Consider the following 12644-nt stretch of genomic DNA (forward strand, 5'->3'; position numbering starts at 1 on the left):
TGCCCTTGCCCTGTGGCCGGCTGGCCGGTTTGGCCTGTCCCAGGCTGCTGCTTCCGGATAACCGAGCTCGCCGGGGGCTGCCGGCTTGAACCGGCGGATGCCGTGACCTCCCGCGCGGCCTCGGAGGAGATCGGCCCGGACCTGGTGGCGAGTGCGCCTAGACCCGAACCTGACGCCCACTACGTTGCCACGGAGCCGTGCTCGATGCGGGCGCGAGAACGATAACTCAACGGGGATTCACCGACCCGACGCTTGAAGGCGGTGCTGAACGCGCTTTCGGATGAATAGCCGAGCTGAAGAGCGAGCGCCCGAATCTGCGTGTCCGAGGTGCGGAGTTCACGCTGAGCGAGCAGCATCCGCCAGTTGATCAGGTACGACAGGGGTGGCGTGCCCGCAGCGTCGCGGAACCGCCCTGCGAAAGTGGTGCGAGACATGGAGGCGGCCCGGGCCAGGTCCTCCAGGCTCCAGCCCTTGGCGGGTTGCTCGTGAATGAGCGCGAGAGCCGGCCGCAGACGTTCGTCGGTGAGCACCTTCAACCAGCCGGCCGGCATATCGGGGTCGTGCAGGTATCCACGGATGACATCGAGCACGAGCAGTTGGCCGTATTGGCGGATTGCGAAGTCAGACCCGACGCGGTCGGCCACGATCTCTTCGAACAATCGTTGGATGTGGCCGCGCAGCGCAGCGCCGACCGGGCTCGCCAGACCGATGTGCACAACCGGCGGCAACGTGCGCAGGAGCAACTCCCGGCCGGTGGGGTTCAAATCCACCCGCCCGCCGATGAGCACGTCCGCACCATCCGCATTCGCGTCTTCGGCAGACATCACGGAGCCCGCCGACGGCGGTCGCACCTGGATGGGTTCGCCGTCGCCGACCCCGCCCTCGAGCGCCAGCCACGATCGCCCGTTCAGGATCACGACATCGCCCGCGTTCAGTTCGAGCGGCTCGAGCAGGCCGTTGGTCGTCAACCGGGCCTGGCCCCGCACCACCGCGATGAACTTGAGGTCGTCGTCGATGTTGTTGCGGGTCTGCCAGCGACCGCGCACGGCCGAGCCACCCGACACCACACTTCTCACCTCGATGAGATCGAGGATGTCTGAGAGCCGGTCGGTCGCCATATCCGAACTATAGGGCAATTAAAACGGACATTGCGTTATTCCGAATCCCGGCCACGGTCGTCAGGCTGAGCTGTGCCGCACAAATCGTTTCGGCACTGAAGGAGCACCTATGACCACCCCCAGGACCAACCCCATGATCACCCTCGTCACCGGCGGCAACAAAGGAATCGGGCGCGAAATCGCCGCCCAGCTCGCCCACCTCGGCCACACCGTGGTCATCGGCGCCCGGAGCCTCGAGCGAGGCGAAGCGACCGCTGCCCAGCTGCGTGCAACCGGCGGCGATGTCACCGCGGTTGCCCTCGACGTCACCGACCCGACATCGGTGCAGGCGGCAGCCGAGACCATCCAGACCAGGTTCGGGCGCCTCGACGCCCTGATCAACAACGCCGGCATCAGCCACCGGCCCGGCGCTGATTTCGCTGGCCAGATGCCCCAAACCGCCGATGTCGACCACGTGCGCTACGTCTTCGAGACGAACGTGTTCGGGGTAATCACCGTCACCAGCGCGTTCCTGCCGATGTTGCGCCGGTCGGCGGCCCCGCGAATCGTAAACGTATCCAGCAGCGCGGGCTCACTGGCGGCGATCTCCGACTTCGCGAACACCGACCCGATCGCCCTCGGCTACGTACCCTCGAAGACCGCACTGACCGCCGTAACCATGATGTATGCCCGGGCCCTCGTCGCCGAGCGCATCCTGGTCAACGCCGTCTGCCCCGGCTTCGTCGCGACCGACCTGAACAACCACCGCGGCGTACTCACCCCGGCCGAGGGCGCACGATCCGCCGTGCGCATGGCCACGATCGATGCGGATGGCCCCACCGGCACGTTCACCGACGTTCAGGGACCCGTCGCCTGGTAACCCCCCTCGGGCTGGATGCGGACCCGGGCGCGGCTGCCCGGGTCCGCATCCGCTTGCTCGAACCCGCACCGCCGCGCCGCGACCGGTTTGCCTGACGTACACCGTGCCGTCGCCTGCGAGACTCCCGCGGGTCATCCACAGGTCGCCCGCCGCCGTCACGCTCGGTGGGTACATGTGAAGACGTACAGACCACGTTCGTGATCCAGGGGAAGCCATGCCACTCTCGAAAACCGCCCGCCGCGCCACCCTGATCGTGGGGGCCACACTCATGGCCAGCTGCGTGGTCGTCGCCCCGGCGCTCGCCGCGACGCCGGCCCCGACTTCCTCGGCGTTTCACCGCACCGCCACCTACCCGGTCTACCTCAACGCACCCGCGGGAGCCGACGCGGCCGACACCACCGCCGCGGAGATCTCCGGCGTCACCGATGACGGCAAGACCGTGATCTACACGGATGCCCCGGGCAAGCGCATCGGCTTCCTCGACATCACCGACGTGAACAACCCCGTCGGCGCCGGCAGCATCTCCCTGGCCGACCTCGGCCACGCTGATGACCAGCCCACCTCCGTTGCCGTGTACGGCGACTACGTGCTCGTAGTCGTCGACGAGAGCGGCGGAGACTTCGTCTCGCCCTCCGGCCGGCTCGACGTGATCCGCATCAGCGACCGCAGCCTGGTCACCAGCATCGACCTGGGCGGCCAGCCCGACTCCATCGCCATCGGCGCCGACAAAAAATACGCGGCCATCGCGATCGAGAACCAGCGCGACGAGGATTTCACTCCCACAGCCGGTAAGAAGGGCGACCTGCCCCAACTGCCCGCGGGGTTCGTTCAGGTGATCGACCTGAACGCCGACCCCACCAGCTGGGTGACCACCCCGGTGCCGTTGGTTGCCGCCGACGGCGCCGCCCTGTCCTCGTTCGTGGCCGCGGGCCTGGACTCGCCCACCGACCCCGAGCCCGAATATGTGACCATCAACAGCGCCAACCAGCTGGCGGTCACCCTGCAGGAGAACAACGGCATCGCGCTCATCGACCTGCCGACCAGGGCGATCACCAAGGTCTTCAGCGCCGGCACCGCCACTGTCACCGGCATCGACACGAAAAAAGACAAGGTGATCAACCTCACCGGTCAGATCACGAATGTCCCGCGCGAGCCCGACTCGATCGCCTGGGTCGACGACACCCACCTGGCCACCGCCAACGAGGGTGATTGGAAGGGCGGCACTCGCGGCTGGACGATCTTCGACGCCAGCACGGGCGACGTCTCCTGGGACGCCGGAAACTCGTTCGAGCACCTCGCTGTGGCCAATGGCGTGTACGCCGACAGCCGCGCCGACAAGAAGGGCAGCGAGCCCGAGGGACTGATGGTCTCCACCATCGACGGCACCAGGTACGGCTTCGTCGCCTCCGAGCGCAGCAACTTCGTGGCTGTCTACGACCTCTCCGACCCTGTGAAGCCGGTCTATCAGCAGATGGTGTTCGCCACCAACGGGCCAGAGGGCCTGCTGGCCGTGCCCAGCCGCAACCTGCTCGTCGCCTCGAGCGAGACCGACGACGCCAGCGTCGGCGTGCGCGCCTCGGTGGCCCTGTACCAGCTCGGGGATGGCACGCTCGGTAACGCTTCGGCGGGCCAGCCGAGCATCGTCTCCGACGACGTCGACGGCCTGCCGATCGGCTGGCAGGCGCTCGGCGCGCTCAGCGCCAAGCCCGGCGACACCGCCCACATCTACACGGCGAGTGACTCCGCCGTCTCGCCGAGCACGATCTTCACGGTCGACGTGACCGCCGCGCCCGCGCGCATCGACGACAGCCTGGTGGTCACCGAGAACGGCAGGCCGGCCGTGCTCGACATCGAGGGCCTGCACGCGCGTGAACAGGGTGGTTTCTGGCTCGCCGCCGAGGGTGCCACCGGCGATGGCAATGCGCTGTACCGAACGGATGCCGCGGGTGGGGTGCAGGAGAAGGTGTCGCTGCCCACGGAGATCTCCGACCACATCTCCAAATGGGGCTTCGAGGGCGTGACCGCGACCACCGACGCGGCCGGAAACGAACAGCTCTACGTTGCCGTGCAGCGTCCGCTCTGGGCAGACCCGGCCGAGCCCACCACGACCGTGGACGGCGAGGGCGTCACCCGGATCGGTCGTTACGACGTAACCGAGCAGAGCTGGACCTGGTTCGGCTACCAGCTGGAGGCAGCCGCCGGCGGCGGCGACTGGATGGGCCTGTCCGAGATCGTCGCGGTCGACGAGAGCACCCTTGCCGTCATCGAGCGAGACAAGCTCAACGGCCCTGCCGCCGCGGTGAAGCGCATCTACACCGTGACCGTTCCAGAGGCAGACCCGGCCGCAGGTACGCTGCCTGTTCTGCCCAAAACGCTCGCCCACGACGTGCTGCCTGACCTTGCGGCCACCAACGGCTGGACCCAGGAGAAGCTCGAGGGCCTCACCATCGGCGCCGACGGCAACGTATACGCGGTCACCGACAACGACGGCCTCAAGGACGCCACCGGCGAAACGGTCTTCCTCAACCTCGGAACCGCGACCGAGGTCTTCGGCCTCGTCACGCCAACACCGACGCCCACCGCCACCCCGGTTCCGACGGCGACGGCGACGGCGACACCGACCCCGGCTCCGACCGGCACCACCACACGCAAGCCATCCGTCGCTCTCGCAGACGCCGACCTGCGGGTGGCCGCGGGCAGCACCGTTGGCGTCTCCGGTCGCGACTTCGCCGCGAACGCCGAGCTCAACGTCGTGCTGCACTCGGCACCGGTGCGACTCGGTGCTGTCACGGCGGATGCTGCGGGCGCCTTCAGCAGAACTGTCACCATCCCGGCCAACACCGAAGCGGGCGTGCACCGCATCGTCGTGACGGCCGCAAACGGAGAGACCGCCGAGATCGCCTTCACCGTGGTGGCGGCCAAGAGCGCCACCGCGGCCCTGGCCAACACCGGGGTCAGCTCGCTGGCCCCCATGATCGGCGGCGCACTCGCGCTCCTGGCTGCCGGAGCCGGCACTCTGCTCATCCGCCGCCGTCAGCGGGCCTGAGCCGCACCGGTCGCCCCGCGGCCAGATCGTCGAGGAGGTGCCCCGATACGTCGGGGCGCCTCCTCTGCCTCGTTGTGGGTCGTGCGGGGAACCCGCGAGAATGGCCCCATGACTGAAGCCGTTTCAACCCGTGAGGTGTACCGCAACGCCTGGATGACCGTGCGCGAAGACATCGTGCGCCGCCCGGACGGGTCGCAGGGCATTTATGGCGTCATCGACAAGCCCGATTTTGCCATCGTGGTGCCGTATGTCGACGGCGGGTTCTGGCTGGTCGAGCAGTTCCGGTACACCGTCGGGCGGCGGGCCTGGGAGTTCCCGCAAGGCTCCTGGCCGGGTGAGAACGACGGCAGCCAGGAGGACCTGGCTCGCGCCGAGCTGCAGGAGGAGACCGGGATGCGCGCCGGCGAGGTGCGACACCTGGCGCACTTCTACAGCGCCTACGGGCACAGCAGCCAGGGCTGCGACCTGTATCTGGCCACCGAGCTGACGCCCGGCCCGCCGGAGCGGGAGATCACCGAGCAGGACATGGTGCACCGCTGGTTCAGCGAAGACGACTTCCGGCGCATGATCCGCGCGGGCGACATCGTGGATGCGGCGACCATCGCGGCCTATACCTACGTGCTGCTTGACCGGCAGGCCTGATCCGCTAGAAGTGCGTCAGGCAGTGGGCGGGCCGCTCGACGGCGAAGAGCCTGGCGGCCAGGAACGCTGCACCCGACGTGTGTTCGCGCACCTTGTTCGCCGCCGCCAGCGACACGGGGTTCACCGCGCCCAGGTAGATCGAGGAGAGCGCGGCGATGTCCAGGTCCAGGTCGGGCGCCGAGGTTGATTCGGTGACCTGCGCCGTGCCGCCCTGCACCTTCAGTGAGAAGGTGCCCGCCGTGAGACTCAGCCCGTCGGTGACTCTCAGCACCACGGCGCCGTCGGTGGCGAATTGGCGCGCTTCGAGTGCCTGGCGCACATCGAGGATGCGCAACCAGAGCAGGTCCCGCGGGTTCGTCGCGGACACACATCGCGGATCAGTCAAGGCCCAAGTGAGCGGGTTGTCCGCCGGCGCCTCGTTCCAGGTGACGCGCTCCACCAGATCGATGGCCGCCAGATACTGCCAGAGCTCCAGGTAGGCCGCCGGGGTGGCGGCCACCAGGTCCACAATCTCCATCGTCGCGGGCGTCTTGTCCCAGCCGCCGAATCTGTACGAGACATAGCCGTCGACCGAACCGTCGGGCGCGTAGTGCAGGGCCGCCTTCACCTTGGCATCGGGGCCGCCCTCGCGGCTCGACGCCCCGGCGGCCAGCTGGCGGTAGAACTCCTGACGGCCGATGGACCCCGGTTGTTCGCCGTGCAGCCGGGCGAAGACCCGTGGCGCCAGCTCGAGAAGGACCTTGGGGTCGGCGACCTCCACAGAGCCCACTGGCAGGTGGTCGAGCCGGAACTTGGCGCTGGTATCCACCGTGATGCTCTGCTCCGAAGTGGCCACACCGAAACCGAAACGGCCATAGATCGACGCCTCAGACGCGGTGAGGGCGGCGATCGCGATGCCGTTGCCCTTGGCCAGGGTGAGGTCTTCGGTCATCATGCGGCGGAGCAGCCCGCGACGACGGTGGGAGGTGCGCACTGTCACGCCGGTGATCAGATGCGCATCCAGCAACCTGCCGAACCCGATGTTGAGCGTGCTCGGCTGGGTGCCGAACGTGGCCACCGGCACGTCGCTGCCCAGCGAATGCGGGGCCGGCTGGCCGGTTTGGTAGGCGCCCGTGTAGACGGCGCCGTCCACACGGCTCCTGGCGATGGACTCCTGAACCCGCTCGTCGCTGCTGCGCTCCTCATGGAACCCGAACGAGACTGCGCTGTCCCAGGCTGTCGCTTCGGGGTATCCGGGCTCGCCTGGGGCTGCCGGCTCAAACCGACGGATCTCGTAATCTGCGTTGATCAAGGACATGGATCCGAGTCTAGGGATACCAGCCTTGGGCCACTCGGTGACCGCTTAGAACGGTGGGTTCTCGGGCACCGGTGGGGTCGGCTTCCGACTCGGCCGCTGCCGGGGCATCAGGTAACTCTCGTCGGCGGGCCGCTTCCGGGTCTTGGGCCCGGCGACCGGTGGTCGGGGTCGGGGTGGTCCCATCGGGTTGGCGGGGTCGGTGCGGTAGCTGCGTTTGCCGGGCGAGGTCCAGTGCAGGATCCCGTCGGGTTCTTGCGTGACTCGCCACTGGCTGAGGTGTTTGAGTCGGTGGTGGGGTTCGCAAAGGTGGGCGAGGTTGTCGCAGTCGGTGTTGCCGCCGCCGGCCCAGGGGTCGGTGTGGTCGACGTCGCTGGTCACCGCGGGTCGGGAACAGCCCGGGAACCGGCAGGTTTCGTCGCGCACCCGCAGGTATTTCTTCATGGCCTTGGTGTTCTTGTGCTGGGTTTTGCCGAGCGAGAGCACCACCCCGGTCTCCGGGTGGGTCAGCAGCCGGGTGAAGCTCGGTGCGTGCCCGGCGATCTCCCTTGCGACCTCCGGCGAGATCGGCCCGTAGCCCTCGAGGGTGGCGGGTTCCTCGTCCAACCCCAGCAGGGTGAGCACGGGCACGGTGACCATGACGGTGCCGCGGATGCCGGCGCCCATCCCGTCGGGCGTGATTCCGTCCAGCAGCAGGGCGGCGGTGATGTCGGCGCGGAGCTGGTCGAGGGTGCGGGTCGGGGAGTCGTCGGCCGGGTCCTGCGCGATGCCGAAGGCGGCACCGTTGCTGCTGGCGTCATCCGTTTGGTCGGCCGGGCTCGGGTCGCCGAGGTGCTTGAGCTTCACGGCCATCGTGTTGATCCGGTCGTAGGCGGCCTTGGTGTCGTGGGCGGTGCCGTACCAGTGCAACCAGCCCATCCCATCCGGGGCGGCCTCCCAGCGGCTGTGCCGTTCGGCGAGGGCGTTCGTGCTGCGGGTCACGATCGACTCCGGGTGCAGCCGCTCCCGTAGCCGGCGGGCCTTGTCGATGAACCGGCCCACCGGCAGGCGCTTGGCCTCGGGCAGCACCTTCTCTTCGAACGCCGCCTGGTCCTCCATCGGCAGGGTGCGCATCTGGTCGACGAGCGCGGTGGCGTGCCGGTAACTGATCTCTCCGGTCGAGAGGGCCTCGAAGGTCGCCGGGGCGGCCAGGAGCCAGAGGGACTGGTCCATCAGGTGCTCCACGGTGCGTTCAGACAGGCGCAGCAGGCAGGCGGTCTCACTGACAATCGTGCGGCGGGCCACGTCCCGGTCGTCCCACCGGTTGTAGGCGGCCGCGCGGGCTTGGTCCTCGGTCAGGGTGGCCGCGTTCACGTCGGCCAGCCGGATGCTCTCCGGGTTGCCGTGCAGGCGCGAGGAGACGAGCGGGTCCTCACTCCAGCCCTGCAGGGCGACGAGGAACTCGGCCTGCCGGGCCTGCGCCTGCGCAATGGCGCGGGCCTCGACCGCGATCAGCTCGGTGCGGCGGGCCAGCTCCGAGCAGACCAACTCGTCCAGGGCCGGGTTGGGGACGTGCGGCCCGAAAGCGGTCGGGTCGACGGGGGAGGGGGTGGAGCCAGGTGGAGCGGACTCCGGAGAGTGGTGGTCATCATCCGGAGCGGGCGGTACTGCCTGGTCGGGGTTACTCATGATGAGATCGTCTCACCTACCACTGACACTGCAGAAGGTTCCGCGAGCTGTGAGAAAAGCCCCAGAAATCGCGAGATTCTGGGGCTTGACTCACAGTTCGCGAGAGGGAATCAGGGGGTCAGGACGACCTTGATGCAGCCGTCGTCCTTGGCGCTGAAGGTCTCGTACATCTCCGGGGCGCGATCCAGCGGCACCCGGTGGGTGACGAGGTCCATCACGCCGAGCGGGTCGGTGGGGTCCTCCACCAGGGGCAGCAGATCGCCGACCCAGCGCTGCACGTTGCACTGGCCCATCCGCAGCTGGATCTGCTTGTCGAACATATTCATCAGCGGCATCGGGTCGGCCACACCGGAGTACACGCCGCTCACCGAGACCGTGCCGCCGCGACGTACAAGGTCCAGCGCCATGTGCAGCGCGGCCAGGCGGTCAACACCCACCGTGGTGAAGACCTTCTTGGCCACCGCATCCGGCAGCAGCCCTGCGGCGTACTGGGTGAACGCGGCGGCGGGGTTGCCGTGCGCCTCCATTCCCACGGCGTCAACGACGGAGTCCGGGCCGCGACCGTCGGTCGTCGCCCGCAGCATCGCGACGATGTCGTCGTCGAGGTCGAACACCTCCACACCGTGCCGGGCGGCCATCTCGCGGCGCTCCGGCACCGGGTCCACACCGAGCACCCGGAAGCCCAGGTGGCGTCCGATGCGGCTGGCGAACTGGCCCACGGGGCCCAGGCCGATCACGGCGAGGGTGCCGCCGGCGGGCACATCCGCGTACTGCACGCCCTGCCAGGCGGTGGGCAGGATGTCGCTGAGGAACAGGTAGCGCTCGTCGGGCAGGTCCGCGCCGACCTTGACCGCGTTGAAGTCCGCGAACGGAACCCGCAGGCGCTCGGCCTGGCCGCCGGGAACCGATCCGTAGAGCTCGCTGAAGCCGTAGAGGCTGGCGCCGGTGCCGGAGTCGCGGTTCTGGGTGGTCTCGCACTGGGTGGTGAGGCCCTGGTTGCACATGAAGCAGTCACCGCAGGCGATGACGAACGGGATGACGACCCGATCGCCCACCGAGAGGGTGGTTACCGCGGCGCCGACCTGCTCCACGATGCCCATGTTCTCGTGGCCGAGAACGTCGTTCTTGGCCAGGAACGGCCCCATCACGTTGTACAGGTGCAGGTCTGAACCGCAGATGGCCGCTGACGTGATGCGGATGACCACATCCGTGGGCTTTTCGATGACCGGATCGGGGACCTCGATGACCTCTACCTTTTTGGTGTTCTGCCAGGTGAGTGCTTTCACGGTGTCCTCTTCTTTGTACGATCGGGCCGCGGTTGCGGTGCCGCCCGGGTGGGGCGAATCTGACCAGCCTTGTTCAGGCAGACGAGAAACTCAAGGAAGCTGGACGTATCTCCAGGCTTGGCGCCGAGGCGTGACGAATCGGGAAATTCACCGTCGCACCAACGGGTGTGCGCGGCCGCAGCCGGGCAGTGGTCGCTTCCATCCCCATACCTAGAACTGCTAGGGTTCATGCATTGCAGCTCTAGGTATAGGAGGCGCCATGCGCATCGAGAAAGACCTGGTCGCCGCCGCGGCCACCCCGCTGGTGCTGGGGATTCTGATGGACGGCGACCTCTACGGTTACGCCATCCTCAAGCGGGTGAGCGATCTCAGCGGCGGCAGTATGCAGTGGACCGACGGGATGCTCTACCCGTTGCTGCACCGCCTCGAACGGCTCGGCTACGTGACCTCGCTCTGGGGCACCTCCGACGTGGGCCGCCGGCGCAAGCACTACGCCATCACCGACCTCGGCCGGGAACAGCTGGCCGAGCGGCAGGAGCAGTGGACCGTCGTGGCGGATGCCCTCCGCCAGGTCTGGCAGGACCGGCCCCGACCGACGGCCGTGACGGAGGGGTGGGCCTGATGGACCTCGACGCCGACCTGGAACCCCAGATCGATAGCTGGCGCGGCTACGTGCAGCGACGCCAGGCCATCGCCACCGCCGACGTGGAGGAGCTGGAAGATCACCTGCGCGAGCAGATCGAAGACCTGCTGGCCACCGGGCTCGACCACGACGAGGCCTTCCTCGTGGCGATCAAGCGGCTGGGCAACCTCGACGCCGTGTCCCGCGAATTCGCCAGGGAGCACTCCGACAGGCTCTGGAAACAACTCGTGCTCCTGCCCGACGCCGCCGGCGACAGCCGCGCGCCGGCCCGGCGGGAACTCGCCGTGGTGGTCGGTTTCGCCCTCGGCGCGGGCCTGGCCGTCAAGGCCGGCCTCACCTGGTCCGACGGCGGCACGGGCCTGGTCCGAAACCTCGGCCTGCTGGTGTTCCCGTTCCTCGCCGCCTACTTCGGCTGGAAGCGTCGGCTCACCCTGCCCGTCGCGGCAACCCTCATCGTCTCGTTCGCCGCCCTCGCGGTGCTGCTCAACGTCTACCCGTTTGCCGCCGGCGGCTCCACCGAGTTGCTCGCCGCGCTGCACGCCCCGGTGCTGCTCTGGATGCTGGTCGGGATCGCCTACGTCGGCGGCCGTTGGCGCTCCGACGCCCGACGGATGGACTTCGTGCGGTTCACCGGCGAGCTCGCGATCTACTACACGCTGCTCGCCCTCGGCGGAGCCGTGCTCATCGGGCTCACCGTCGCGGTGCTGTCCGCCGTGCGCGTCGATCCCGGTCCGGTGCTGACCGGCTGGATTCTGCCGCTCGCGATACCCGGCGCCCTCGTCGTGGCCGCCTGGCTGGTCGAGGCCAAGCAGAACGTGGTCGAGAACATCGCCCCGGTGCTCACCCGGGTGTTCACCCCGCTGACGATCATCATGCTCCTGGCCGTGCTCGCGGTGCTGGCCACCGCCGGCGGGCTGGGCGCCGTCGACCGCTACCTGCTCATCCTGATGAACGCCATCCTGGTGCTCGTGCTCAGCCTGCTGCTCTACTCGATCTCCGCCCGCGATTCCCTCGCCCGGCCCGGCGTCTTCGACGTGCTCCAGCTGGTGCTGGTGATCGTGGCCCTGGCTGTCGACGCCGTGATGCTCACCGCGATGCTCACGCGCATCACCGAGTTCGGCTTCAGCCCCAACAAGATCGCCGCGCTGGGCCTCAACCTGCTGCTCCTCGTGCACCTGGTGCGTGCGGCCTGGCTCGCCATCGGGTTCCTGCGAGGGCGACACCCGTTCGCGGCGCTCGAACACTGGCAGACCCGGTACCTCCCGATATACGGGCTCTGGGCGCTCGTCGTGGTCGCGGTCTTCCCGCTGGTCTTCGGTTTCGCCTGATTCCGCGCTAGGCGGTGCGGGTGACCGGGCCGGATGACCAGCCGGAGACATGGAGGCGCTCGAAGCCGTCCAGGAGCAGGTCGAGGGCGAATTCGAACTCGAACCTGTCGTCACAGCCGTGCGCTACGACCGAATCGTCGTGGGCCGCCGCAGTGCTGATCTGCAGGATGTGGGGATACCGCTCCGCCATCGTCTGCATTCGGGCAGCCTGCACGGCGGGGTCGACGGGTGGCCGGGCCGGGTCGGCGGATGCGTCGAAGAGCTCCTGGGTGAACCCCCACATGCGGCTGCCCAGGGCGTGCATCACGTGGTGGGTGAGGTCCGCCGAGAACCCGCCGGCCAGGAACATCCCGATCGTCGACTCCAGGTAGTCCAGCACCGCCGGGGTGTGCGTGGTGCGCGACTCGAGCACCGACCGGGCCCACGGATGCCGTAACAACATCTGGCGGGCCGAGAGCACCCGCAGTCGCACCGCGGCCTTCCACTCGGTGTCCGGGGCCGGCGGGTCGATCTCGGCGACGATCACCTCGACCATGCCGTCGAGCAGCTCGTCCTTGTTCGCCACGTGCTTGTACAGAGCCATCGGCACAACGCCGAGCTCCTCGGCCAGCCGGCGCATGCTCAGCGCCTCGATACCGGCCTGATCGGCAAGCCCGACGGCGGCCTGCAGCACCCGATCACGGTTGAGGCGCACCCGCGGGACCACCAGAACTTGAGCCATGTGAGCTCCCTATGAACGAGATCAGTCCTGCCCATTGAC

General features: G+C 68.4%; 10 protein-coding genes. 5 read left to right on the plus strand and 5 right to left on the minus strand.

The window, feature by feature from the left end; translation table 11 throughout:
- Positions 1-179: 179 nt before the first annotated feature.
- Positions 180-1118, minus strand: a complete 939-nt coding sequence (locus E3T19_RS01335; protein ID WP_134407892.1) for an AraC family transcriptional regulator — start codon at positions 1116-1118, stop codon at positions 180-182.
- A 109-nt stretch (positions 1119-1227) separates the two neighbouring features.
- Here E3T19_RS01335 and E3T19_RS01340 point away from each other — a divergent pair, with 109 nt between their 5' ends.
- From E3T19_RS01340 to E3T19_RS01350, 3 genes are all read left to right on the plus strand, one after another.
- Entirely contained in the window at positions 1228-1977 is a 750-nt protein-coding gene (locus E3T19_RS01340; RefSeq protein ID WP_134407893.1) for an SDR family oxidoreductase, read from the plus strand.
- Positions 1978-2191: 214 nt separating this feature from the next.
- Positions 2192-5023 (plus strand): esterase-like activity of phytase family protein, encoded by a 2832-nt coding sequence (locus E3T19_RS01345; protein WP_134407894.1) that lies wholly within the window; start codon positions 2192-2194, stop codon positions 5021-5023.
- Positions 5024-5131: 108 nt separating this feature from the next.
- The gene (locus E3T19_RS01350) at positions 5132-5665 is read left to right on the plus strand and encodes an NUDIX hydrolase (protein WP_088457651.1); all 534 of its coding nucleotides are present in this window, start codon (positions 5132-5134) and stop codon (positions 5663-5665) included.
- A gap of 4 nt (positions 5666-5669) precedes the next feature.
- Here E3T19_RS01350 and E3T19_RS01355 read toward each other — a convergent pair whose 3' ends face one another.
- From E3T19_RS01355 to E3T19_RS01365, 3 genes are all read right to left on the minus strand, one after another.
- On the minus strand, positions 5670-6962 hold the full coding sequence (locus E3T19_RS01355) for a GNAT family N-acetyltransferase (RefSeq protein ID WP_134407895.1): 1293 nt from the start codon (positions 6960-6962) through the stop codon (positions 5670-5672).
- A 45-nt stretch (positions 6963-7007) separates the two neighbouring features.
- Positions 7008-8627: an HNH endonuclease signature motif containing protein gene (locus tag E3T19_RS01360; RefSeq protein ID WP_134407896.1), complete on the minus strand. Its 1620-nt coding sequence runs from the start codon at positions 8625-8627 to the stop codon at positions 7008-7010.
- A 110-nt stretch (positions 8628-8737) separates the two neighbouring features.
- Complete coding sequence (locus E3T19_RS01365; RefSeq protein ID WP_103460254.1) at positions 8738-9913, minus strand: alcohol dehydrogenase catalytic domain-containing protein; 1176 nt, start codon at positions 9911-9913, stop codon at positions 8738-8740.
- Positions 9914-10172: 259 nt separating this feature from the next.
- Between E3T19_RS01365 and E3T19_RS01370 the strand changes: the two genes are divergently transcribed.
- Both E3T19_RS01370 and E3T19_RS01375 read left to right on the plus strand, forming a co-directional pair.
- Entirely contained in the window at positions 10173-10535 is a 363-nt protein-coding gene (locus E3T19_RS01370; RefSeq protein ID WP_088457647.1) for a PadR family transcriptional regulator, read from the plus strand.
- Positions 10535-11884, plus strand: coding sequence for a permease prefix domain 1-containing protein (locus E3T19_RS01375; RefSeq protein WP_134407897.1), 1350 nt, complete (start codon positions 10535-10537; stop codon positions 11882-11884). The genes E3T19_RS01370 and E3T19_RS01375 overlap by 1 nt, the downstream gene beginning before the upstream one ends.
- A gap of 7 nt (positions 11885-11891) precedes the next feature.
- Here the strand turns inward: E3T19_RS01375 and E3T19_RS01380 are convergent, their stop codons facing one another.
- The gene (locus E3T19_RS01380; protein ID WP_134407898.1) at positions 11892-12605 is read right to left on the minus strand and encodes a TetR/AcrR family transcriptional regulator C-terminal domain-containing protein; all 714 of its coding nucleotides are present in this window, start codon (positions 12603-12605) and stop codon (positions 11892-11894) included.
- Positions 12606-12644: the final 39 nt, after the last annotated feature.

Origin of the sequence: Cryobacterium sp. TMT4-31 (genome assembly GCF_004403385.1) — a bacterium.
Taxonomy (GTDB): domain Bacteria; phylum Actinomycetota; class Actinomycetes; order Actinomycetales; family Microbacteriaceae; genus Cryobacterium; species Cryobacterium zongtaii.